Origin of the sequence: Duganella sp. CY15W, from assembly GCF_009857555.1 — a bacterium.
Lineage (GTDB): Bacteria > Pseudomonadota > Gammaproteobacteria > Burkholderiales > Burkholderiaceae_D > Rugamonas > Rugamonas sacchari.
Window position 1 is genome coordinate 1,591,854 of record NZ_WWCQ01000001.1, and the last position, 23,769, is coordinate 1,615,622.

The window sequence follows — 23,769 nt, forward strand, 5'->3', positions numbered from 1 at the left end:
ATTCCAGATAATCGGCGTATTATTAAAACACCGGAGACCTGCATGAGCACTTCCACCACCACCGTACAGGCGTGGCCGGCGGCGTCCGTTCTGGATGGCGCATATAAAAAAGCCAGCTGGCACCTGATTCCGTTTATCTTCGTCTGCTACCTGTTCAATTACCTGGACCGCGTCAACGTCGGCTTTGCAAAGCTGGAGATGCTGGATGCGCTCAAATTGAGCAATACGGTCTACGGCCTGGGCGCCGGGATCTTCTTCATTGGCTATGTGCTGAGCGGTGTGCCAAGTAATCTGATCCTGCATAAGATTGGCGCGCGCCGCTGGATTTCGGTGATGATGGTGGCGTGGGGCGCCCTGTCTGCCGCCATGCTGTTCGTGGCTACCCCAACCTCCTTCTACGTGTTGCGCTTCTTTACCGGCGTGGCGGAGGCAGGCTTCTTCCCGGGCATGGTGCTGTACTTCACGCACTGGTTCCCGACCCAGAAACGCGGCCAGGTAATGGCCTTGTTCATGTCGGCGATTCCGATTTCCGGCCTGATTGGCGGCCCGCTGTCGGGCTGGATGCTGTCGCATTTCTCGTCCGGCCAGGGTGGCATGGCGGGCTGGCAGTGGCTGTTCCTGCTGCAAGGCTTGCCGACCGTGGTGCTAGGCGTATGCGTGTACTTTTACCTCAACGACGGTATCGCCCAGGCCAGGTGGCTGAGCGGCGAAGAGAAGAACGCCATGCAGGCCGCGCTGGCTGCCGACGAACAGCAACGCGCCGCCACCAGCAACGTGGGCCAGTCGTTTGGCGCAGTGCTGCGCAACGGCAGTGTGTGGATGCTGGGCGTGATCTACTTCTGCATCCAGATGGGCGTGTATGCGATTAACTTCTGGCTGCCATCGATCATCAAATCGCTGGGCTTCGAAAGCGCGGTGACGGTGGGCTGGCTCAGCGCCATTCCCTACCTGGCGGCTGCCGTGTTCATGGTCTGGGCAGGCCGTTCGGCCGACAAGCGCCGCGAGCGTCGCTTCCACGTATCGCTGCCCATGGTCATGGGCCTGATCGGGCTGATGATGGCGGCGAACTTCTCCAGCAATGCGCTGATCGTGATGATCGGCTTGAGCATGGCGACCATGGGTGCACTGGCGGCACTGGCGCAATTCTGGTCGCTGCCTGCGGCCTTCCTGGGCAGCGCTGCAGCGGCGGGCGGGCTGGCGCTGATTAACTCGCTGGGCCAGATCGCCGGTTTCGTCAGCCCGTTCCTGGTGGGCTGGATCAAGGACGCGACCAACAGCACCGACGTGGCGCTGTATATTTTGTCCAGCGTGCTGCTGCTTGGTGCGATACTGGTGTTGCGTATTCCCGCCAAACTCGTTAATCGCTAAGAGCACCTGATGAAAATTGTAATCGCGCCCGATTCCTTTAAGGAGAGCCTGACCGCGCTGGCTGTGGCCAACGAGATCGAGGCAGGCTTTCGGGAAGTCTTTCCGGATGCGGAGTACGTAAAGCTGCCGGTCGCCGATGGTGGAGAAGGTACTGTGCAGGCGATGATCGATGCCAGCGGCGGCAAACGTGTCGCCTTGCAGGTGACCGGGCCACTGGGTACGCAGGTATCCGCCTTCTACGGTTTGATGGGGGACGGCCAGACCGCCGTGATCGAGATGGCGGCGGCCAGCGGCCTTGAGCTGGTACTGCCATCGCAGCGCAATCCACTGCGCACCACCAGCTTTGGCACGGGCCAGCTGATACTGAATGCGTTGAACGCCGGCGCACGCCGTTTCGTGCTCGGTATCGGCGGCAGCGCCACCAATGACGGCGGCGCGGGCATGCTGCAAGCGCTGGGCGGCCGCCTGCTCGATGCGGCGGGCGCCAACCTGGAGCCGGGCGGCGGTGCACTGAACCTGCTGGACCGCATCGATTTGTCGGAGCTGGACCCGCGCATCCAGGACTGCACGTTTGATGTGGCTTGCGATGTCAGCAACCCGCTGGTCGGGCCGCAAGGGGCGTCCGCCATCTTCGGACCGCAAAAAGGCGCGACGCCTGAGATGGTGGCAACGCTGGACGATAACCTGCGCCACTATGCCAGCATTATCGCCCGCGACCTGGGGCGGCAGGTGGCCGACGTGCCGGGTGCCGGCGCGGGCGGCGGCATCGGCGCGGCCATGATGGTGTTCCTGGGCGGACAGCTGCGGCCCGGCAGTGAAATCGTCACCGCCGCTGTCGGGCTGGATGCAGCGGTGGCCGCTGCGGATCTGGTCATCACCGGCGAAGGCCGCATCGACGGCCAGACCATCCATGGCAAGACGCCGATCGGCGTTGCCCGTGTCGCCCAGCGTCATGGCAAACCGGTTATTGCGATTGCCGGTTCCTTGTCCACTGGCGCGGCGGCTGTGCATGAGCATGGGATTCAGGCGGTATTCGGTGCGGTCAGCCGCCCGTGTACCGTGGATGAAGCACTGGCTGCGGCGGCCGTCAATGTGCGTAGCGCGGCACGCAACATCGCCGCCACGCTACGGTTGGGGGCGGGGCTGGGCTTGTGATAGAGTAGTTTCCCATAGAGGTCATGGGGGCACACTTTTATGGCGCGAGGCGAACGGCCGTCGATTAAGGTGCGGATCTACAGCCTGGTCTGGGCCTGTGCCTTGCCGGCCATCGTCGGCTTTTCGCTGCTGACTGCGCACTTCATCGCGCGTGAAAGAGACCAAATCAGGCGGGATACGCTGATTACGGCGCGCGCACTGATCCACGCGGTGGACCGCGACCTCAATACCGGCATTTCGGTAGCGCTGGCGCTCGCGCAGTCCCCCAGCCTGGATAAAGGTGATTTCGCCACGTTCCACGCCGAAGCCACGCGCGCGCTGCGTCCTGAATTCCCCGGCCTGAATTTTGTTCTCCATGACCGCAATTCGGTGCAGCTGCTGAACACTGTGCGTCCTTACGGTGGGCTGCTACCTGACCCCGGCAGTGCGGCGCGCATACGCAAGGTATTCGACACCGGCAAACCAGTCATTTCCGATGTATTCATTGGCGGCGCGCTGAAACGGCCGCTGGTCGCCATTCACGCGCCGGTGCTGCGCGATGGTAAGGTGGTCTACTGCATTTCGGTGGCCTTTGTGCCGGAGCGTCTGGGGCAGGTGCTGAAAGAGCAGCGGCTGTCGCCAGATCGCGTGGTTGGTATCTTCGATTCTCAGGGTGTGATTGTGGCGCGCTCCCGCGACCCGGAAAAGTTCGTCGGCAAAAAAGGCTCGGCAACGCTGCTGGCGCAGATGCCGCTCAAACCGGAAGCGGCCATCGAGTCTATTACGCTGGAAGGTGTTCCGGTCTATTCCATGTATAGCCGCTCGGTGACCAGCGGCTGGACCGTGGTGATTGGTGTGCCGCGCAGCGTGGTGATATCCGAGATGCTGGCGTCGATCAAGTGGATCAGCTGTGTGGTGGCGCTGCTGCTGTTGGCCGGCTTTGGCGTGGCCTGGGTATTTGCCCGCAATATCGGGCGAGCCGTGGCGACGCTGTCGGCGGCGGCGTTGGCGCTCGGAGGGCGCGGCAAGGTCGAGTTGAGCGAGCGCCCGATGTTCCGTGAGGCCGACGATGCCATCCACACGTTGCAGCAGGTGGAGCAGGAACTTGAAGCGCACCGCAATCATCTGGAGAACCTAATTGAAGAGCGTACGCAGCAACTGCAAGCGGCGAACGCCGCCAAGGATGCCTTTGTCGCCAATATGAGCCACGAGTTGCGAACGCCGATGAACGCGGTATTGGGTATGGCGCATTTGCTTGGAACGACGCCGCTATCGCAGGAGCAGAGCCGCTACCTGGAAATGATACGCGCCTCCGGCCAGTCACTGATGGGCATACTCAATGACATACTGGACTTCTCCAAAATGCAGGCGGGGAAGGTGGAACTGCATCCGGTGCGCTTCAAGCTGGACGACGTCATGCACTCATTGGCCACCATCATGAGCGTCAGCGCTGGCGAAAAGGAGCTGGAACTGTGCATCGGCGTGGACCCGGACGTGCCGCGCGTGCTGTTTGGCGATGCGCTGCGCCTGCAGCAGGTCCTGGTCAACCTGGCGGGGAATGCCATCAAGTTTACCGAGAAAGGCGAAGTGGCCGTATCCGTGCAGCGCGCTGGCGATGCATCGGCGCTGAGGTTCACGGTGCGCGACACTGGCATCGGCATGAGCGATGAACAGCTGTCCCGATTGTTCTCTCCTTTCATGCAAGGCGACCTGTCGTTTACACGGCGTTTTGGCGGCACCGGCCTCGGACTCACGATTTCCAAGGGACTGGTCGATCTGCTGGGCGGAACCATGCAAGTCCGCAGTGAGCCGGGCATCGGTAGCGAATTCCAGTTCACGCTGGCGTTTGCAGCGGCCGAGGATACCGAACCACGCCCGCAGTGCAAGCTGCACGCACTGATCGTGGACGACAACCAGACCAGCCGTACATTCATCAGCAAAACCATACAAGCCTGGAACTGGAGCAGCGACAGCGCGGCAACCGGCGAAGAAGCCTTGTTCCGTTTGCGCAGCGACACCCATTACGATGTGGTCCTGATCGATAGCCTGTTGCCTGGCATGGGAGACATGGCGCTCATTCGGGCGATCCAGGAGCTGGCGCCGATTCCCGTGATCTGCATGGTCAACGCTTACACGCGCGGGAAGTTGATGCAGGAGATGGCAGAGGCCAGGGCGGCAGCGTTTCTGACCAAACCCGTTACCGCCTCCAGCCTGTTTGATGCCGTACAAACGGCCCTGGCGCCGACGCCTGATGCAGTCCGGCTGCCGCAGGAACACACCTTGCCTGACCTGCATGGCGTACGTGTGCTGCTGGTGGAGGACAACCCGATTAACCAGAACGTCGCCAAAGGGATACTGGAGCAGTCAGGCGCCTCGGTGACTGTCGCGGAGAATGGGCAGCAGGCGGTCGATCTGCTGGGTGATATCGGCTATGACCTGGTATTGATGGATGTGCAGATGCCGGTGATGGACGGATTTACCGCGACGCGCAAAATCCGCGATGAACTGGGTTTGAGCTTGCCCGTCATCGCCATGACGGCCGGTGTGATGGAGTCGGAGCGCGAGCAGTGCACCAGCGCCGGCATGAACGATTTCATTCCCAAGCCGATCGACGTGGAGCACATGTTCGCGACGTTGGTCCGCTATCTTCCCGCCGGACGGCGCTAGCCGGGCTTGCGCCACTCCACGCGGTTGCGGCCAGCCTTCTTGGCCTGGTAGAGCAGCGTATCCGCAACGGAGAACAGTTCTGCGCTGTTTTCCGGCGCGGCGCAGTTCAGCGTGGCGCCGCCTGCACTCACGGTCAACATCGGCGCGACCGACGAGGCTTCGTGCGGGATCTGCAGATCGACAATCGCCGCACAGATGGCGTTGACAACCTGCTGCGCCTGCGCAGCTTCCGTATCCGGCAAAAGCAGCACGATCTCCTCGCCGCCGTAGCGTGCGGCCAGGTCGGCCGGGCGGCGCAGGCCCGCCGCTGCCGTGCGGGCGACTGCACGCAAGGCGCGGTCGCCGGCTGGATGGCCGTAGAAATCGTTGTACTGCTTGAAGGCGTCGATATCCAGCAGGGCCAACGACAGCGGACGGCCGCTGCGGCGGCTGCGCTGGCACTCTGCCTCGTACACCTCGTCAAAGCGGCGACGGTTGGCCAGTTCGGTCAGGCCATCGACGTGGGCCAGATGTTCCAGCATGCGGCGCTGGCGTACCATCTGCAAGTGCATGGCCACGCGCGCCATCACCACCGTTTCGTTGAACGGCTTGGAGATGTAATCGGCGGCGCCCATCTTCAAGCCATTGGCTTCGTCTTCAGGGCGGCCCAGGCCGGAAATGAAGATCACCGTGATATGCGCAGTCTGGGCGTCTGCGCGCAGGCGGCGCAACACTTCGTAGCCGTCCATGTCCGGCATCACGACGTCGAGCAGGATCAGGTCCGGCAGGTGGCGGGCCGCGCGTTCCAGCGTTTGTTCGCCGTTCTTTGCCAGCAGTACTGTGTGCTCGGGCTTGAACAGTTCCGCCAATACCTGGCGATTGACGACGTCGTCATCGGCTACCAGCACTTTTTGGGTTCCTGCGAAGTTCATGCGCTTTCTTCCAGTTCGTTGTGCAGCATGCGCGACAAGGCGCCCAATGGCGCCAGGGCGGCCTGATATTCAATGTCGTCCACCGCCTGCCTGATGGCGGCAATCTGTTCGGGGTAGCGCGCCATCACCGGCAGTGCGCGCAGTTCGGCCAGTACATCTTCGGCGCGGGCGTCGTCGCTGCGCAGATAGGCTTCCAGGCGCGAGATGAGCAGGGCTGCGTCGTCATCGCGGTAGCGCGTTGGTGCTGGCGGTTCGCCCAGCTGCGCCAGGCCGCCGACGACCAGGTCCAGGCCATCCGCCAGTTCCGCTGCGAGCATGGGAAATCGATCCTTGCGGTCGGTGCGCAAAGCTTGTTCGAAGGCCTGCGCCTGCGACGCAAGATGGAAGGCGCCAATGTAGGCAGCGGTGGACTTCAGATTATGCGCCAGGCTGAAAAGTATGTCGTGGTGGCCGCCAGCCATGGCTTCCCGCACCGTCTGGGCGGCGGGTTGGTATTCCTGCAGGAAGCCCCGGATGCGTTTGTCCAGGCGGCCGCGCTGGCGGTCGACACTGTCCAGCGCCAGTTGCCAGTCAACGCCGGGAATGGCAGGCAGCGGCGCGGTGGCGCCCACGTAGTCGATTGGCGGTGGCGCCATTTGCATGGTGGCGCTGGCCTGCGCGCGGCGGGCGGACAGGCGCGAAGGCGGTATCCATTTGATCAGTGTGCGGAACAGCTGTTCCGGCACAATCGGTTTGGTGACGTGGTCGTTCATGCCCGCGGCGATACTCCTGTCGCGGTCCCCGGCCATCGCGTAAGCTGTCATGGCCACGATGGGCAGATGCTCGAAGCGCCGCATGGCGCGGATGCGGCGGGACGCGGTGAGGCCATCCACCTCACGCATTTGCACATCCATCAGCACCAGGTCGTAGTCTCCTTGTTCCACCATGCTGACCGCTTCGCCGCCATGTTCGGCAACGTCGATCTGCATGCGCGCGGCGGCCAGGAAGTCCAGCGCCACCTCGCGGTTGTTGGCGTTGTCTTCGACCAGCAGAATGCGCGCACCGTCCAGCGAGGAGAGGTCGCGCAGCGCCAGGCCGGCGCTGTCCGAGCGGCGCAGCGGCCGCGCAGGCTGTTGCGGCGCCAGCGGCCAGTCCACCGGTGCGACGGTTTGATCGGCGATGCCAAGACGGACGATGAAGCTGAAACGGCTGCCTATGCCTGGCGTGCTGCTGACCTGAATGTCGCCGCCCATCAGCTCCACCAGCTGGCGCGAAATGCTCAGGCCCAGGCCTGTGCCGCCATATTTGCGTGTGGTGCTGACGCCGGCCTGGTTAAACGACTGGAACAGGCCCGCCACTTGGGAAGGGCGCATGCCGATGCCGGTATCGCTGACTGAAAAGCGCAACGCGACGGTGTCTGCGGTCTTGTCCATCAAATCGACAGCAACGATGATTTCGCCGCGTTCGGTGAATTTAACGGCGTTGCTGGTGAGGTTAATCAGGATCTGGCTAAGGCGCAGCGGGTCGCCCACCAGGCGTGGCGGCACGTTGCTGTCCACACGCAGTTTCAGCTCAACGCGGGCGGCATCGGATTTGATGACGGTCAGGCTGGCAAGGTGGTCCAGCATCTCCTGCACTTCAAACGGCACGGATTCCAGCCCCAGTTTTCCTGCCTCGATCTTGGAGAAGTCCAGGATGTCGTTGATGACGGCCAGCAGATGCTCGCCTGCACCCAGGATTTTGCCGAGGTAGTTCTGCAGCTTGGCATTCGGTTCTGTCATCAGGGCCAGGCGGCTCATGCCGATGATGGCATTCATGGGCGTGCGGATCTCGTGGCTCATGTGGGCCAGGAATTCAGACTTGGTCCGCGTCGCTTCTTCGGCACGCAGCATGGCGGTCTGCATGGCTTTGGTGCGCAGGCCGAGGATGCGGGTGAAGACCAGCATGTCGAACAAATTCCCGAACTGCAGTGCGTGCATGCTCCAGAAACCGGCATCGACTTTGCCGCTGACGACCTGGCTCAGTACTGCCGACGAGGCGAAGCTGACGCCCCAGCCGAGCAGGAAGTAGACGCCGACCGCATCGCCACGGCGCGCGCGGAAGTAGGCGCCCGGAAGGCCCAGCAGCATGGGCATGACGCCCAGCGTGCTGACGATGACCACCAGCGTTTCCACGCTCATGATGTCGGTCATGTAGGCCAGCGCGCTGACAGCGCAGAGCGCGGCGCCAGTCTTCATCAGGCGGCTGAAAATCAGGTCCTTGCCGGGGCGTGCGAGGGCCTGCTCGACGAAGAGATAGGCGCCGCAGGAGGCGCTCAGTGCGAACAGGCCGCCCGCATGAATGCTCATCCAGGCACTGTCTGGCCACAGGTATTGATTGCCAAGGCCGAAGAACTCGACCGAGAACAGGGTGGTGCCGGCTACCAGCAGCGCAAACTTGGCGAACAGCGGCTCGCGCAGCGTCGCCCATTGTGTAAGACTGTACAGCAGCAGGCACAGACTCAGGCCGGTCAGCACGCCTTGCAGCATCTGTTCGTTGAGCGCGCCGACATGGAAGCTGGCCGGGCGTGAAAGCGATATCGGCAGGATCATGGCGCCGACGTTGTGCACGCGCAGCAGCAGTACGTGTTCGCTGCCCGGCGTGAGGTGCAGCAGGGCGGCTGGCGTGCGGCCGCGTGGCGCGCCCGGGGTATCAGGCTGCAGGTTGCCGATGACCTGGTGTTCCCTGATCTGGCCATCGGTGGCGACGTAGATGTCCACCCGGTTCAACACCGCATAGTCGATATTGAGTATCCACTCGCCGTCGCTGTGCGCAGGCAGGGCGACGGGAATGCGTAGCCACATGACGTCCTTGTGTACGCCCAGCGTGGCGTAGGCGGAGTTGGGTACCGCATAGTGCTCGATGCTGGCCAGCGCCTGTTGCGGCGTCAGCTTGCCCTCGGCATCGGACATGACTTTCACTGCCGGCCATGCTTCGACGTGGTCGCGCGCGTTATCCAGCAATAACGGTGCAGAACCGGCAAAGGCTGCGCCGGACATCAGCGTCAGCGCGAGGATCAGCAGCAGGCGGGCCAGAGTTTTCAGCATGGGATCAGAAGCGGTAGTCCAGTCGGAGGTCAACGGTGCGTGGATCGCTTGGCGTCAGCATGCCGAAGCTGTCGATGTTGATGGGGTGGACCTTGTTCTCGAGATTTTTCACCCGCGCCGTCACCGTCCAGGCGCCGCGCTGTGGGCGGTAGCGCAGCGTGGCGTCGCTTTCGGTGTACGAAGGCACGCGGTATTGCAGCAGCTGGGCCGGCACCGCGATGAGGTAGGAAGCGCTGCGGCGCGCATTCACGCCAGCCGCCATTTCACCGTTCGCCACCGGGAAGCTGTGTTCATAACCCAGCGTCAGCGTGTTGGACGGCGCGTGATCGAGCTTGTTGCCGGCCCAGTTGTGTACCCCGTCCGGGGTGTAGCGCACGTAATGCGCGTCCAGCAGCGACAGCGCGTAGTTGAAGCGGTCACGCGCCGTGACCAACAACTGGCCTTCGGCTTCCAGTCCCTTGACGCTGGCTTCACCGGCGTTACTGGTGACAAAGCGCGGCGCGCCGGAGACGATGGCGACGCTCGACAGCTGCAGATTCTTGTAGTCGTATTTGAACACCGACAGGTTCAGGCTGGCCTTGTTGTCCCAGAATCGGGTCTTCACGCCGGCCTCGTAGGAACGCACGGTTTCCGGCTGATAGACCAGTGCTTGCGCAGGTACGGCAAGTGCGGCAGGGCAGCTCAGTCCCAGCTGGTTGGCGCCAGCCAGGCAGCCGTCGTTAAAGCCGCCAGCCTTGTAGCCGGTGGCCACCGAGCCATACAGCAGCGTGCTTGGCGCCAGGTCGTAGTCGACACCCAGGCGCCAGGTGTTCTGGTGCGTGGCCAGGCTGGCGTCGTTGAGCAGCTTGAAGTCGGTGGCCGGATTGAATGCCGCCGCCTGCTGGAAGTTGGTCGAGCCGATGCGCGATTTGTCGTCATGCGTCGAGCGGATGCCCGCCGTGGCGCGCAGCTTGTCGGTGACGCGGTAGGTGGCTTGGCCGAAGATCGCCTTGCTGGTCGCAACGGTCGGACCGTGATCGAAGATGTAGTACGGCGGCAGGCCGATCACGTCCAGGTCATGGAAGGTGTACAGCTGCGACGACTGTTCGCGGAAGTAGTACAGGCCTGCCTGTGCGTTGAATGACCCTTCGCTATTGGTGGCCACGCGCAGTTCGTGCGAGTTCTGCGTGTAGTCGCCCAAGAAGCTCTCGCGCACGTTGAGCGCCAGCGCCGGCTGCACGCGGTAGTAGAAGTTGGCCAGCTGGTCGTGATCGAAGCTGCGATGCGAACCAAGATAGTAGAGCGTGGCCGGCCCCAGGTCCCAGGTCAGGTCGGCGCTGATGCCGGACGTGTTCTTGTAGCTGTGCGCCTGGGCCGGCGGCGCAATCGCCGCATTCGGTGCGATGAAGTTATAGGTCAGCTGCGTACGCGTGCCGCTGCCATACGGGACCGGCTTGCCGTCAGCCACACCTTTGTAGAAATTGGTGTCCGGGACGTAGCTGTCGTTGTTGTCGTCGACCTTGCTATGGTCGTAGCGCAGCACCAGCGTGGCGTCGCGCGTGATTTTCAGCTTGGCCGACAGGCGCGCGGACAAATCGTCGCGGTCCTTGCCCAGCTTGCGGCCGGTGTTCAAGCCGTTGGTGAGATAGCTGTCATGCTTGTTGTAGGCCATGGCGGCACGCAGTGACAGCATGTCGTTGACGGGCAGGTTGACCATGGCGCTGAGTTTGCGGCTGTTGTAGTTGCCGATCTCGGTCGCCACCCACGCTTCGAAGCGGTTGATGGGGGCCTTGGAAATCACGCTGACCACACCGGCCGTGGTGTTACGGCCGTACAGCGTGCCCTGTGGACCGCGCAGCACTTCCACGCGTTCCAGATCGTAGAAGCTCAGGTTCTGGATTTGCGGGCGTGCTATGTAAATTCCGTCCAGCAGGAAGGCGGCGGAGGGATCGCCTTTTTCCGTGGTGTCGGCGTTGGAGACGCCGCGCATGGTGATGCGCAAGCCATCCGGCGCATAGTCCATTTCCACGTTGGGCACGCGCGCGGCGATGGCGCCTGGCGTATCAATACCGGCGGCGTTCATCTGCTCGGCGGTGAGCGTGGTCATGGATACCGGTGTTTTCGATTCCAGCGATGGCGAACGCTGGGCCGTGACCGTGACTTCCTGAATCTGGGCGCGCGCCGCTTGCGCGAACATGAGCGACAGTAAAAGGAACAGCAGTTTTGGGGTAGCGGAGGCCGGTGCTTTCATCATTGTTATTTTCTAAACGACAGTTGCGTTTAAGATGCAAAACCCAAGAGCATATCATGTTGGCTTGCAAAAACGTAGTTGATAAAGCAACTATCTGGATAGAAAGATCACATTTACAGCATCGTCGGATTCCGTTGCCAGACGGCGTAGCAGAGGCACGTCGCAAAGCTCGCCCAGCAGATGTAGGGAACTAACAACAGTCCGGCCCAACGGTCGCGGCGCCAGAACGCGTGGATGGTGGCGGCGATCAGCAGCCACAGTAAAACAATGTCGCCAAACGCTGCCGCTCCCTCGTGCCAGGCGAAGAACAGCCAGGTCCACAGCGCGTTGACAGCCAGCTGGATCGTGTACAGCGCCAGTTCGGCGCGCGCAGTGCCCGGTGCGCTGACACGCTGCACACGCCACGCGGCGATGGCCATGAGCGCGTACAGCGCAGTCCATACGGGAGCAAACAGCCATGGCGGCGGCGCCCAGTCCGGCCGTTCCAGATGCTGATAGAAGTCCTGTGCCTGCGCCGACGCGTAGGCGCCGATGGCTGCAAAGATAAATGTCAATACCAGCCAGCCGGCGAGGGCAGGCAGCTGTAACGGTCGATGCGGGTCGTGGATCTGGGCTGGCATAGGGCTTCCTCCGGGTTGACGGTGGCATCATGGTCGCGGCCAGTCGACGCGCGGTCTGTGCGGCATATCACGGATCTTCAATCTGGCGTTGAAGGTCATTCAAGGTCCAGGCCAATTATCGACGCAATCGTCCAGGCGCAGAATGTGTTGGTCAACTTTATAACGGAGCACATCATGAAGAATCAGACGGTGGTGGTGATAGGCGGCCTGTCCGGCATCGGCAAGGCGGTAGCGGAGCAGGCGGCAGCGGCGGGCGCGCGCGTGATTGCGGCAGGTCGCCGCTCTTCGCCGCAGGTGGACATTGCGGATGACGCGTCGGTGCAGCGCTTCTTTGCCGAGGTGGGGGAGTTCGATCACCTGGTGGTGACTTCCGGCCCGGTCATCGCGTCGGTCCGCCTGGCCGATTTGAACGTGGCGGATGCCATGGCCGCGTTCAACGTCAAATTCTTTGGCCAGCTGCGCGCCGTGAAGTTCGCTGCGCCGTTCCTGCGCGCCGGCGGTTCGGTGACGCTGACCTCTGGCCTGCTGGCGCGCAAGGCAGTGGCCGGCGCGTTGGTGAAGGCGACCATGAATGCGGCTGTCGAATCGATGGCGAAAACGCTTGCGCGTGAACTGGCTCCGCTGCGTGTCAATGTCATCAGTCCGGGCATGGTGGAAACCGGCATGTGGGGTGACATGACCGATGCCGAGCGTGCCGCCATGGCGCAGCGCGCCGGCAGTGGCTTGCCTGTCGGACGCGTAGGCCAGCCTTCGGAATTGGCGCAGGCTTACCTGATGGTGATGCAGAACGGCTTCATGACAGGCGCTTTGGTGGATGTCGATGGCGGAGGTGTGCTGTGAAGCGCCGTCAGTTTTTGTCTGGCGCGGCCGGCAGTGTGGCCCTGGCGGCGAGCGGCATCATGACCGCCGATGCGCAGGCCGGCGATGCACCAGCCGCTGGCAGCGCTGGTGGTTTCTGGCCGGGTGACACGCGGCTGGTCATTTCCATCTCAATGCAGTTCGAGGCAGGCGGCCAGCCCGCCAAGGGCGCGGACTCGCCGTTCCCGAAAGTCGACTTTCCACCCAGCGTGAAAGCCGATGCCGTCACCAATACCTGGTTTGCCTACGGCTACCGCGAAGGCATCCCGCGCATGCTGGATCTGTGGGACAAGCATGGCGTCAAGGTGACCTCGCACATGATCGGCGAAGCGGTGCAGCGCCACCCTGAGCTGGCGCGGGACATCGTCCGGCGTGGCCACGAGGCTGCGGGCCATGGTCCGCGCTGGAGTTCGCAGTTTGCGATGAGCCGCGCCGATGAACGCGCTTTCCTGGTAGCTGGCCGGGATATGGTGCAGCAGGTGACGGGCGAACGCACCGTTGGCTATAACTGCAACTGGCTGCGCCGTGGGCCGAATACGCTGTCGCTGCTGCAGGAACTGGGCTTTGTCTATCATATCGATGACCTTAGCCGTGATGAGCCGTTCATTGAAAAGGTCGACGGCAAGGATTTCGTGGTGGTGCCATACACGCTGCGGAATAACGACATCCTGCTGATCGAGGGCCGCAATTATTCGCCGCAGCAGTTCCTTGACCAGATCAAGGGCGAGTTCGATCAGCTGTATGAGGAAGCGGGAAAACGCCGCCGCATGATGTCGATTAGCGCGCATGACCGCATCAGCGGTACGCCGCAGATGGTGCGGGTATGGGACGAATTCCTCACTTACGCCCGCAGCAAGGCTGGCGTGGCCTTTATGCGCAAGGACGACATCGCCCGTTATGCGCTGGCCAGCCCACTAACGCTGCGTGAAACGGAAACGATCTAGGCCTCGGCGCGGCGTGTCCAGATAGGCTGCGCGGGCCGGCACGGTCAGTGTCACGCGCAGGCCGCCGCCTGGATTGGCAACCAGCTCCAGCGTGCCGCCAGCGCGGGCGGCGCGTTCGCGCATGCCGACCAGGCCGTAATGCTTTTGCTTGCCCGCCGCATCCGCTGCGATGCCAACGCCGTCATCGCTGATCTGAAGTTTGAATACGTCCTTCTCGTAGATGACACGCGCTTCCACATGGCGCGCATTGGCGTGCTGGAAGGCGTTGCGCAATGCCTCGCGCGCAATTTCGCAAGCTTCTTCGGCGACCGTGTCCTGCAGCTTGCGGCGCGGCCCGGCCATGGCGCTGCCAAACGCGGTGGCTGGATGCTCCTGCTGCAAGAACTGGCCCGCTTCCTCGATGGCTGTCTCTACATCGTCCACACGGCCGGTACGCAGTTCGTACACCTGGTCGCGGCCTTCAACAATGGTGTCGTTGGCCTGGTCCAGTATCGGCATCAGCTTTTGACGTGCTTCTTCCGGCAGGCTGTGCGACACGATATCCAGACGCAGTATCAGCGCCTGTACGCTTTGCAGGAAGGTGTCGTGCAGCGTGCGGGCGATGCGTTCGCGCTCCGCCATGCGTACTGTGAGCTGGTCGGCTACACGCCTGGTCGCCACCCGCATGCGGTATTGATACAGCAGGTAGAGCAGCGCCGCAGCGGCGATTGCGCACAGCGCCTTGAACCAGATGGTTTGCACAAACCTGGGTTCGATCGTGAACTCCAGCACGGCATCGTTCACGCCAGGCACGCCGTCTTCGTTGATTGCCCGGACCCGGAAGGTATAGCTGCCAGGCGCCACGTTGGTGTAGTAGGCGGTGCGGCGTGAGCCAGCTTCCTGCCATTCTTCATTGATGCCGGATAGCTGATACTGGAAGCGCATGGCTTCCGGCTTGCCCAGGCCCGGCGCAGTGAACTGGATGCTGAAGTTTTGTGCGCCCGGCGGCAGGCGCTGCCCCTGCACCGCTGCGTAGCTGGTGCCGCCTGCATCCAGCTGCATTACCTGCGGCACGGGCGCGATGGCGTTGCGGCGAATCTGGCCGGGCGACAGACGCACCACGCCGGCGCTGGTAAGAAACCAGATCTGACCGTCGCGGCCCATGTAGACGCTGGGCAGGCGGGTTTCCAGCATGGCTTGTCCGATGTAGCCGTCCAGTGCCCCGAGCAGTTCGTACTGGAGCGCGACATCGGGATTGGCCACTGCCGCGCGCCAGTCGTCGCGGCGCACATGCACCACACCGTGGCCGCCATTGAACCAGCGGTCGCCATCGGCGCTGACCGCCATGCCGGAGATGTTGGTCAGGTCTTCGGGCCTGGCGGCCTTGATCTTGCGGAAGCCATGGCCGTTGAAGATGGCCAGACCAAGGTCGCCGTCGATCAGGACATCGTCGTTGACAGCGACCATGGTGGCCAGGCCAATGTCTTTTGCATCGTAAGTGGTCAGCTTGCCGTTGTCGTTCAAGACCACGGTGGCATCGCCGGTTGCCTGCCAGCGTACGCCGGGTTTGCGGCCTGCGCCCGCAATAAAGATACGCGGCGGCAGACTGAAGGCGCTGCGCGGTTGCCAGCGGCCGTCGATATAGCCCATCAATCCGGTTTGCTGGGAAGTGGTCCACAGCACTTTGCCGTCATCCTGCAAGCCCGCGACGTCCAGGTCCATCACTTTGCCATCGCGCGCTGGCGGCAGCGGAATGTAAGTGACTTGCCCATGGAAGCGGCGCTCGATATCACGGGTTCTGACCATCAGCAACGCGCCGTCGCGGTCATTGGTCATGGCCTGATAAAAAGTGCTGGAACGTTGAGGTTCGCCGCCGGCGGACAGGCGCCAGGTCATCTGATTGACCATGTCGGACAGCCAGACGCCGCCCTCGGTATCGCCGGCCATGCTGAAATGGCCGCTGACCGGCGGCAGGCGAACGGGGACCAGCCGGTTTTCACGAAAGCGATCCAGGCCGCCCTGGGTGGCGATCCATACGTTGCCCTCCTGGTCTTCCAGTACTGCATTGGCGGATGGCGAGGACAGCGTCAGTTGCGGGCTGCGCTTGTCACTGGCTTCACGCGACGGGAAATACGCGCCGCCCTGGCGTTCGCCCGCGCGCGCGACGATGCACAGACCTTCGGGGCAGGACCGTGTCCATAAATTGCCATCGCGGTCAAACTGGGCAAGGTAGCGTGACTCAGCGGAGTTAAAACGTGCGGGGCGTGGCAGCGTTGTCCTGGCGCCGGCAGGCTGGGTCTTGTCAACTGCAACCGGATAGACCTGCTCGGCATCGGCGATCCAGATACGGCCGTCGGGCGACTGTATCAGGCTACCCTGATTGTGCTGGGCCAGCACCAGCCTGAATTTTCCGCTGGCCTGGTCGCGCAGATAGACGCCATCGGCAAACAAGGACCATAACTGGCCGTACTGGTCGATCAGGACACCACGCGCGGTGTCCTGCGGCAGCCCCTGTTCTGGTCCGATCTTGCGCAACTGCTGATGGGCATAGTGATACAGGCCGTTGGCAGTGGCGATCCACGCGCTGCCGTCATCCACGATAGCGAAGGTCATGATAGGGCCGATCGGACTATCCAGCGGCACAATATCGTCTATCCGGCCATCCTTGTGCAGCACCGATACGCCGCCCACGGAATAGCTGATCCACAGATCGCCATTGCCATGCGCGCGCATATTGGCGATGCGGCGTTTGGCCACTTCTCCGCGGATGGGGAACTCATAGCGCTCGAAACGCACGCCGTCAAAGCGGAATAATCCGGTGGAGGTGCCCAGCCACAGCCAGCCATCCGGCGTCTGCGCCATGACCTTGACTTCGGCTGGCGCACCATCGCGCGTGGTCCAGCTGGCGTGGTTATAGTCGGGGAGCCTCAGGTCAGGGTTGATGGCGTGGGCGGCGCCAAAGGTCGCAAGTGCAAACGGGAGCGCGGCCAGCACAGCCCTGAATGAGCGGTGCCGGCCGATTTTTGATACGGGCATTCTGATTATCCAAACAGGCGGCGCCACCAGGATTTGCGGTGGTCCGCATAGGCGCGTGGCGCGGAGAGCGTCATTGTAACGCTGCTGCCGGCACCTTGTGTACTGTCGATTTGGAGTGCCGCACCGATGCGCGCTGCCCGCTCGCGCATGCCGACCAGTCCCCAGTGGCCGCTGGCTGGCGTTGGCGGCATGCCTTTGCCGTCATCGCGCACGCTGAACCTGAAGTGCTGTGCGCCGTAGTCCAGTTGCACCACGATGCGCTCGGCTTCGGCGTGCTGGAAGGCGTTGCGCACCGCCTCGCGGGCGATTTCGCAAATGTCCTCGACCACGTCGGCACGCAGCGTGGCGCGCTTGCCGCTGACTGCCAGCTCAAACGCGCTACCGGGATAGCTGGCCGATAGCAGGGCAGCGATGTCGCGCAAGCCGCTTTCCAGCTCATCGAGCTGCGATGCGCGCAGCTCATGCACCTGCGCACGGCCTTCCGTGATGCTGGCGCGGGCGCTGTCCAGTATCGGCGCCAGCGATTTGCGGGTGGCGCTATCGCCGGGCAGTCCATCGACCGCAGCGTCCAGCCGCAGTACCAGGCCTTGCACGCTTTGCAGGAAGGTGTCGTGCAAGGCACGTGCGATGCGTTCACGTTCCGCCAGGCGGACTTCCATACGTTCTTCCAGCCGTGCCGTGACGATGCGCAGGCGGTAGAGGTACAGCAGATACAGGGCAATCGCAATCGCCAGCCCACAGGCGGCACGGAACCACCAGGTTTGCACCACGGTTGGTTCGATTTCGAAGTCGACGCTGGCCGGCTGCGTACTCCACACGTCATCTTCATTGGCGGCACGGACCTGGAAGCGGTACGCACCTGGCGGCACATTGGTGTAATAGGCGGTGCGGCGCGGGCCGGCGTCCTGCCAATCGCGGTCCGCACCCTCCATCCGGTACTGGAAATGCACACCTTCGGGCTGGCGCAGGCTGGCCGCCGAATAGTTGATATTGAAGCTGTGGGCGCCGGCGGGCAGCTTCAGGTCAGGCTGGACGGCATAGCTGGCCGCAGCCGTGTGCAGGCCTTGCACGCTGACGACCGGGGCGACGTCGTTGCGGCTGATGTTGCGCGTGTCGAAGCGCAGCAGGCCGCCCGTGCTGTTCAGCCAAAGCTGGCCGTCTTTGTCCAGCTTTGCGCTTGGATGGCGATTTTCCAGCATCGCCTTGCCGACATAGCCGTCGTCGGCGCCGAATAGCCTGTAGCGCATGGGCTGCTCCGGGTGCAGCAGGGCCGCCTTCCAGTCCTCGCCGCGTATGTGCACCAGGCCTTTGCCACCATTGAGCCAACGGTCGCCATCCGGGGTCACGACCAGGCCGGAAATGTTTTGCAGAACCTCGGGATCGGCAGCCGTCAGTTGCCGGAACCGGTCGCCGACCATGGCGGCCAGGCCTTTGTCACCGCCGACAACGATACCGCCATCGGTGAAGATGCCGGTCGCCAGGCCGGCCATCGGCGCGGGATAGATGGTTTGCCTGTCATTTTCGTCGAACAGCACAACCGTGCCGTCAGCGCAGGCAAGCCAGGTGTGGCCAGGCTTGGCGCCGGGTGTCCCCATGACTATTTTTGGCGGCAGCTTGTATTTTGAGCGCGGCAGCCACGGGCCGTCACCGTCCTTGAGGAATAAGCCGGCTTGCACTGTCATCAGCCAAAGACGTTTGCCGTCGTCGGTGAGCCCAAGCACCATCAGGTCCTGTGGCCGGCCATCTTTGTCGGGAACCTCGGGCATCGCGATCTTGTCGATTTTTCCGCGGTAGCGGTGTTCGATATCGCGCTTCCACGGCAGCAGGAGGCCGCCGTCACGGCTCTTTGCGGTGACGCTGGCTGGCGTCGGGTCCCGTTCCGGTTCGGCGCCAACCTTGAGTTTCCAGACTGCGTTGTTATAGGGATCGGCCGCCCAGAACTGGCCATTTTCATCGACCGTCGTCATGTAGACAGCGCGGCTGCTCGACAAGCGGAAACGCTGCATGCGGTTGTCACGGTAGCGGTCCAGGCCTTCCATGGTGGCGACCCAGATATTGTGCTCGCGGTCTTCAAGGATGGCATTTCCCGCCAGGGCAGTCGCTCCCGGCGCCATTTTGAGTCCGTCCGCCGCTTTTGGCGCAGCCGCGATGGCATCGGTTTTTGCTGCCACGTGGGCTGGCGTCACGCACAAATCGTTGGGGCATTTCAGCTGCCACAGATTGCCGTCGCGGTCAAAGCGAGCGACCCAGTCGGTGCCGAAACCGGGCAGGCTGCCTGGCTTGGCTTGCGGCGCCATTCTGGCACCGGGATCGGCAGGCGCCGGCAGGGCTTCGATCTTGTCGCTATTGGCGGTCCAGATGCGGCCATCGGGCGACTCAATCAGGCCGGACCTCACCGGCAGTGCGCGCACCTGCTGGAAGCGGTCGGTCGTGCGATCGTACAGATACACCGCATTGAATCCCGCAGCCCAGAAGCGGTTATAGCGGTCAACGCGGATATCGGCAATCGCATTGGGCAGGCCCTGTTCGGCGCCGTAGCGCCTGACCTGGCCCTGGCGTATGCGGAACAGGCCGTGCGCAGACCCAGTCCAGACATCGCCGTTATCGTCGAAGGCCATTTGCGAGGAAGGCGGAATCTTATCGATGGTGACCACTTCCTCCTGCTTGCCGTCTGGGTGCAGCACCGACAGCCCGCCCGCACCGGCATAGCTGAACCACAGGTCGCCGTTGGGATGGGCGCGTACCATGAAGACCGGGAAGTTGGCGCCATGGGGCAGCTTGTACTGCGTGAAGCGCACGCCGTCGAAATAATATAGGCCGAACGGACTCGCCATCCACAGGCGGCCGTCGCCGGTCTGCGCCATGCTGGCGATTTCCGCGGGTGCGCCGTCCTTGCTGGTCCAGGCGGTGTGGTGGTAATCCGGCAGTGCGGTGGCGGGGTTGAGCGCCTGTGCCGCGCAGGCCAGTGTGAGGAGGAAGAATCCCGCGAGGAGACGGGGCACTGCGGAGAGACGCGATGTCATGGATGATCCTGGAAGCCGGCACGCGCCGGAGCATCCAGGATTCTAGCTTGAAACCGATGCCAGGTAATTAAGCTTTTTTAACTCCCAGCTTGTACCCCAGAGCCAGCACCGCCAGCCATACCGGGATCAGATAGACCGACAGACGCAGGTCTGGCGTCAGATACATCACCACCATGATCGCCGCCAGGAAGGCCAGGCACAGATAGTTGGTGAGCGGGTAGCCCAGGCTCTGGAACTGCGTGCTTTTGCCTTCGGCTTTCTTGTGCGCGCGGAAGCGCAGGTGTATCCAGCTGATTAGCCCCCAGTTGATCAGCAGCGCCGACACCACAAGACCCATCAGGAAACCGAACGCCTTGCCGGGCATGAAGTAGTTCACCACCACGCAGATGCCGGTCGCCACCGCCGACACAGCCAGCGCCGTAAGCGGCACGCCGCGCGCGTTCACCGTCAGCAGCGACTTCGGTGCATTGCCTTGTTTGGCCAGGCCGTACAGCATGCGGGTATTGGAATACACGCCGCTGTTGTACACGGACAGCGCCGCCGTCAGCACCACCACGTTGAGTGCATGGGCCACCAGATTGCTGTTCAATGCGTGGAAGATCAGCACGAACGGACTGCCGCTGGTGACGACTTTCTCCCATGGATACAGCGACAGCAGGATGCCCAGCGCGCCGATGTAGAAAATCAGGATGCGGTAGATGGCCTGGTTGGTCGCCTTCGGAATGGTGTGCGACGGGTTGTCCGCCTCGGCGGCGGTAATGCCGATCAGCTCCAGGCCACCAAACGAGAACATGATGACGGCCATCGCCATCACCAGGCCACTGACGCCGTGCGGGAAGAAGCCGCCATGCTGCCACAGGTTGGCGACGGTGGCTTGCGGGCCGGCGTCGCCGGAAATCAGCAGGTACGCACCAAAAACGATCATGCCGACGATGGCCAGCACTTTGATGATCGCAAACCAGAACTCCATTTCGCCAAACGCTTTCACGTTGAACAGGCTGATGGCGTTGATGATGGCGAAGAAGGCCAGCGCCGAGACCCAGGTCGGCACGGCCGGCCACCAGTACTGGATGTAGATGCCAACCGCCGACAGTTCGGCCATGCTGACCAGTACATACAGCACCCAGTAATTCCAGCCCGCCATGAAGCCGGCCCAGTGGCCGCAGTATTTGTCGGCGAAGTAGCTGAAGGAGCCGGCGACCGGCTCGTCCACCACCATTTCACCCAGCTGACGCATGATGAAGAAGGCGATCAGGCCCGCGACGCCATAACCGAGCAGCACGGAGGGGCCAGCCATCTGGATGGTCTGGGCGATCCCAAGAAACAGGCCTGTGCCTATGGCGCCGCCTAGCGCGATCAACTGAATGTGCCGGCTTTTCAGGCCGCGCTTAAGTTCACTCATCGAGTCCTCTGTGCGAGATTAAACATTGATTCTCGCATAACTCAGTCGTCATGCACAGGCAGTGGGGTGAACTTGTAGTCGCTGCGCGCGAACTCGTGCCCGCGCTTCACCGTCATGACGACAGCGCGGATGTTGGCGATGTCCTGCAGGGGATCGCGCTGGAGGAAGAGCATATTGGCGTATTTGCCCGCCTCCAGTGTGCCGAACTCTGTTTGCTTGCCCAAGGCCTGCGCGGCATTGGCGGTGGCGGCAATGATGGCCTGCTGTGGTGTGAAGCCAGCGTAGCGCACCAGCTTTTCCAGTTCGCCGTCAACCGCCGGGTAGGGATCTTCGCCGGTGTTGTCGGTATCGGTACCGGCAATAATCCTGACGCCGGCTGCATGCATGGCGCGTGTGATGTCGCCAGCCAGCGTCAGATGGCAGTGCGGGCCGTCGTTTTTGTACACGCTCAGCGTGGCGTCCATGATGGTGCCGGATCTGGCCAGTGCGGCAATGTATTTTTTGATGCCCGGATCTTCCGCGGTCAGACCTTCGTACGATGGTTCGCCGCCATGACCGTAGGCGGCTTTTCCCGTTTCACGCACATGGCGGGCGATCATGCAGGCGTGGGAAACGGCGGTTGCGCCCAGCGAATCGTAGGGCGTGGCAGGATAGACCTGCATGTGCGTCCATACCGGGAAGTGCTGCGCTTTTGATTCCGCGATCAGTTTGCGTACCAGCGTGCCAGGCAGATTGGCATAGATTTTCATGCCGGTGGCGCCGGTGCCGCGCGCCTGTGCGACGGCCAGCGGCAGGCTGGTTTGATCGTCAACCGCATACAGCCATGGGACGGCGCCAGGCTGTGCGCCCAGCGCCGCGACCACGGTACGCGGGTCTTTGAAGAAGCTGGGGCCTGCGACCAGCGACGCATAGAAGATGTCCGGCGACGGAATGCGGTTCAACAGCGCGTCACGTGACAGTCCGGCCAGTTCGCGTGCATCACCGGCCATATCGCGCACGCCGGTCACGCCGCCGTAGATGCTGCGTTTCAGCTCCGCTTCGGCGTAAGGCCTATCTGGATTGGTGGCGTAGTGAACGTGGGAGTCGATCAGGCCAGGCAGCACGTATTGGCCGCTCACATCGACCATGCGGGCGCCGCCGGTCAGCTGCGGGCTTAGCTGGCTACTGGGGATGATGGCCTCGATACGGTCGTCCTTGACGATCACCGCCATGTCGGCGCGCGGCGCGGATGGCGTGCCATCGATCAGCGTGGCGCCGCGATAGATGACCCGGCCCAGTGCTTTGCCATTCAGCTTGTCGAGGCGATCCTGCTGGGTGTTGGCGGTGCCGGCGTGTGCGGCCAGCGTGGCGATGCTCAATGCCAGTGCGGCGTACTTCAACGTCATCTCAGCTCCATATGCCATCGGCCACGCGCAGGAAGTTCGTTCCCAGGATTTTTTCGATGCGGCTGCTGCTGTGGCCACGTTTTGCCAGCAGGTCGGCCAGCTTCCTGAATTTGTCCCTGCCCGTCAGGTCAGGCAGGAAGGGCACAATGTCCGGACGTTCGCCCGGGGCGCTGATGCCGGCGGCGCGGCGTTGGCGGACCTCGTCTTCCAGGCCTTTCAGATAGATCTTCATGTCATCGATCGGCGTGACGGTGCCGTCGGTGCCGATGCCGACATGGTCTTCGCCGCAGATATGGATGGCGTGCTCGATGTGGGCGACCAGGTCGGCGGCCAGCGGCTGCCGGCCCATCGCCAGGAAAGGCATGAAGTAAATGCCGACAAAGCCGCCTTTCTCCGCTACCAGGCGCAGTTCCTTGTCGGTCTTGTTGCGTGGCAGATCAGCGATGGCGCGGCAGCCTGTATGGCTGATGATGATTGGTGATGTAGATGCGCCGATTGCATCAAGACAGATCTGCTCACCACTGTGGCTCAGGTCTACCAGCATATGGTTGCGGTTCAGCTCCGCCACTACTTCGCGGCCAAACGGCGACAGGCCTTTATTGGCCGGGACCATGGCGCCATCGCCCAGCTGGTTCGGGCCGTTGTACGTCAGCTGGACAACACGCACGCCACCCTTGGCAAATACTTCCACCCGGCGCGCATCCTTGCCCATCATGCTGGCGTTCTGGAATCCGAGAATCACGCCGATGCGGTTCTCTTTCTGGGCACGCCGGATGTCGGCAACGCTGCGCACCAGCAGCAGATCCGCTGAGCGGCGCTGTATGAGGGCGTTCCAGGATTTGATGTCCGCCAGCGTTTTTTCGTAGGGGTCGGCATCGCCGAACACGTAGCCGATGGTCATATTAAAGGCGTTCAGGCCCGAGGCCTTGGCGTCGGCGAGGGAGCGCGCGTCGATGCCAAAATCGGCCGCAGGATCGTCGCGGCGCACCGACGGCAGGTTCATATTGTCGATGCCGCCCAGCGCATCGATGATGAGCGGATGCTTGTCGCGCGACGCCGGTGTCGCGGCAAACGAAGGGTGTACGGAGGCCAGGCTGGCGGCAGCGGCGCCATGCAGGAAGGTGCGGCGGGTGGTCATGCGGTTTCC

The 23,769-nt window shown here is 62.8% G+C and carries 14 protein-coding genes; 5 read left to right on the top strand and 9 right to left on the bottom strand.

What is annotated here, in order from left to right; all coding sequences use genetic code 11:
• The first annotated feature begins 42 nt into the window (after window positions 1-42).
• The 3 genes from GTP58_RS07075 to GTP58_RS07085 are packed head-to-tail and all read left to right on the top strand — an operon-like array spanning window position 43 to window position 5,169.
• Window positions 43-1,368, top strand: coding sequence for an MFS transporter (locus tag GTP58_RS07075; protein WP_161076811.1), 1,326 nt, complete (start codon window positions 43-45; stop codon window positions 1,366-1,368).
• 9 nt (window positions 1,369-1,377) lie between these two features.
• Window positions 1,378-2,523 (top strand): glycerate kinase, encoded by a 1,146-nt coding sequence (locus GTP58_RS07080; RefSeq protein ID WP_161076812.1) that lies wholly within the window; start codon window positions 1,378-1,380, stop codon window positions 2,521-2,523.
• A 39-nt stretch (window positions 2,524-2,562) separates the two neighbouring features.
• Window positions 2,563-5,169, top strand: a complete 2,607-nt coding sequence (locus GTP58_RS07085) for a hybrid sensor histidine kinase/response regulator (RefSeq protein WP_161076813.1) — start codon at window positions 2,563-2,565, stop codon at window positions 5,167-5,169.
• Here the strand turns inward: GTP58_RS07085 and GTP58_RS07090 are convergent.
• The 4 genes from GTP58_RS07090 to GTP58_RS07105 all read right to left on the bottom strand — a co-directional run bounded on the left by GTP58_RS07090 (window position 5,166) and on the right by GTP58_RS07105 (window position 11,995).
• Window positions 5,166-6,080: a diguanylate cyclase gene (locus GTP58_RS07090; RefSeq protein ID WP_072782334.1), complete on the bottom strand. Its 915-nt coding sequence runs from the start codon at window positions 6,078-6,080 to the stop codon at window positions 5,166-5,168. The two genes, GTP58_RS07085 and GTP58_RS07090, sit on opposite strands and share 4 nt — an antisense overlap.
• On the bottom strand, window positions 6,077-9,145 hold the full coding sequence (locus tag GTP58_RS07095) for a hybrid sensor histidine kinase/response regulator (RefSeq protein ID WP_161076814.1): 3,069 nt from the start codon (window positions 9,143-9,145) through the stop codon (window positions 6,077-6,079). The genes GTP58_RS07090 and GTP58_RS07095 overlap by 4 nt, the downstream gene beginning before the upstream one ends.
• A 4-nt stretch (window positions 9,146-9,149) precedes the next feature.
• On the bottom strand, window positions 9,150-11,378 hold the full coding sequence (locus GTP58_RS07100; protein WP_229215446.1) for a TonB-dependent receptor: 2,229 nt from the start codon (window positions 11,376-11,378) through the stop codon (window positions 9,150-9,152).
• 110 nt (window positions 11,379-11,488) lie between these two features.
• The gene (locus GTP58_RS07105) at window positions 11,489-11,995 is read right to left on the bottom strand and encodes a TspO/MBR family protein (RefSeq protein ID WP_161076815.1); all 507 of its coding nucleotides are present in this window, start codon (window positions 11,993-11,995) and stop codon (window positions 11,489-11,491) included.
• A 174-nt stretch (window positions 11,996-12,169) separates the two neighbouring features.
• On the opposite strand from GTP58_RS07105, the gene GTP58_RS07110 reads away from it, so the two are divergent.
• The gene (locus tag GTP58_RS07110) at window positions 12,170-12,835 is read left to right on the top strand and encodes an SDR family oxidoreductase (protein ID WP_161076816.1); all 666 of its coding nucleotides are present in this window, start codon (window positions 12,170-12,172) and stop codon (window positions 12,833-12,835) included.
• 59 nt (window positions 12,836-12,894) lie between these two features.
• On the top strand, window positions 12,895-13,797 hold the full coding sequence (locus tag GTP58_RS07115) for a polysaccharide deacetylase family protein (RefSeq protein ID WP_161077300.1): 903 nt from the start codon (window positions 12,895-12,897) through the stop codon (window positions 13,795-13,797).
• Here the strand turns inward: GTP58_RS07115 and GTP58_RS07120 are convergent.
• The 5 genes from GTP58_RS07120 to GTP58_RS07140 all read right to left on the bottom strand — a co-directional run bounded on the left by GTP58_RS07120 (window position 13,768) and on the right by GTP58_RS07140 (window position 23,760).
• The gene (locus GTP58_RS07120; RefSeq protein WP_161076817.1) at window positions 13,768-16,812 is read right to left on the bottom strand and encodes a sensor histidine kinase; all 3,045 of its coding nucleotides are present in this window, start codon (window positions 16,810-16,812) and stop codon (window positions 13,768-13,770) included. The two genes, GTP58_RS07115 and GTP58_RS07120, sit on opposite strands and share 30 nt — an antisense overlap.
• 5 nt (window positions 16,813-16,817) lie before the next feature.
• Complete coding sequence (locus tag GTP58_RS07125; RefSeq protein WP_161076818.1) at window positions 16,818-19,835, bottom strand: sensor histidine kinase; 3,018 nt, start codon at window positions 19,833-19,835, stop codon at window positions 16,818-16,820.
• A gap of 67 nt (window positions 19,836-19,902) precedes the next feature.
• Window positions 19,903-21,237: an amino acid permease gene (locus GTP58_RS07130; protein WP_161076819.1), complete on the bottom strand. Its 1,335-nt coding sequence runs from the start codon at window positions 21,235-21,237 to the stop codon at window positions 19,903-19,905.
• Window positions 21,238-21,278: 41 nt separating this feature from the next.
• Entirely contained in the window at window positions 21,279-22,622 is a 1,344-nt protein-coding gene (locus GTP58_RS07135) for an amidohydrolase family protein (RefSeq protein ID WP_161076820.1), read from the bottom strand.
• 1 nt (window position 22,623) lies between these two features.
• Complete coding sequence (locus tag GTP58_RS07140) at window positions 22,624-23,760, bottom strand: dipeptidase (RefSeq protein WP_161076821.1); 1,137 nt, start codon at window positions 23,758-23,760, stop codon at window positions 22,624-22,626.
• Window positions 23,761-23,769: the final 9 nt, after the last annotated feature.

What these genes read in the sequence shown, in the direction of transcription:
- GTP58_RS07075 (WP_161076811.1), top strand. Translation starts at nt 43, where the DNA reads ATGAGCACTTCCACCACCACCGTACAGGCGTGGCCGGCGGCGTCCGTT.
- GTP58_RS07080 (WP_161076812.1), top strand. Translation starts at nt 1,378, where the DNA reads ATGAAAATTGTAATCGCGCCCGATTCCTTTAAGGAGAGCCTGACCGCG.
- GTP58_RS07085 (WP_161076813.1), top strand. Translation starts at nt 2,563, where the DNA reads ATGGCGCGAGGCGAACGGCCGTCGATTAAGGTGCGGATCTACAGCCTG.
- GTP58_RS07090 (WP_072782334.1), bottom strand. Translation starts at nt 6,080, where the DNA reads ATGAACTTCGCAGGAACCCAAAAAGTGCTGGTAGCCGATGACGACGTC.
- GTP58_RS07095 (WP_161076814.1), bottom strand. Translation starts at nt 9,145, where the DNA reads ATGCTGAAAACTCTGGCCCGCCTGCTGCTGATCCTCGCGCTGACGCTG.
- GTP58_RS07100 (WP_229215446.1), bottom strand. Translation starts at nt 11,378, where the DNA reads ATGATGAAAGCACCGGCCTCCGCTACCCCAAAACTGCTGTTCCTTTTA.
- GTP58_RS07105 (WP_161076815.1), bottom strand. Translation starts at nt 11,995, where the DNA reads ATGCCAGCCCAGATCCACGACCCGCATCGACCGTTACAGCTGCCTGCC.
- GTP58_RS07110 (WP_161076816.1), top strand. Translation starts at nt 12,170, where the DNA reads ATGAAGAATCAGACGGTGGTGGTGATAGGCGGCCTGTCCGGCATCGGC.
- GTP58_RS07115 (WP_161077300.1), top strand. Translation starts at nt 12,895, where the DNA reads ATGACCGCCGATGCGCAGGCCGGCGATGCACCAGCCGCTGGCAGCGCT.
- GTP58_RS07120 (WP_161076817.1), bottom strand. Translation starts at nt 16,812, where the DNA reads ATGCCCGTATCAAAAATCGGCCGGCACCGCTCATTCAGGGCTGTGCTG.
- GTP58_RS07125 (WP_161076818.1), bottom strand. Translation starts at nt 19,835, where the DNA reads ATGACATCGCGTCTCTCCGCAGTGCCCCGTCTCCTCGCGGGATTCTTC.
- GTP58_RS07130 (WP_161076819.1), bottom strand. Translation starts at nt 21,237, where the DNA reads ATGAGTGAACTTAAGCGCGGCCTGAAAAGCCGGCACATTCAGTTGATC.
- GTP58_RS07135 (WP_161076820.1), bottom strand. Translation starts at nt 22,622, where the DNA reads ATGACGTTGAAGTACGCCGCACTGGCATTGAGCATCGCCACGCTGGCC.
- GTP58_RS07140 (WP_161076821.1), bottom strand. Translation starts at nt 23,760, where the DNA reads ATGACCACCCGCCGCACCTTCCTGCATGGCGCCGCTGCCGCCAGCCTG.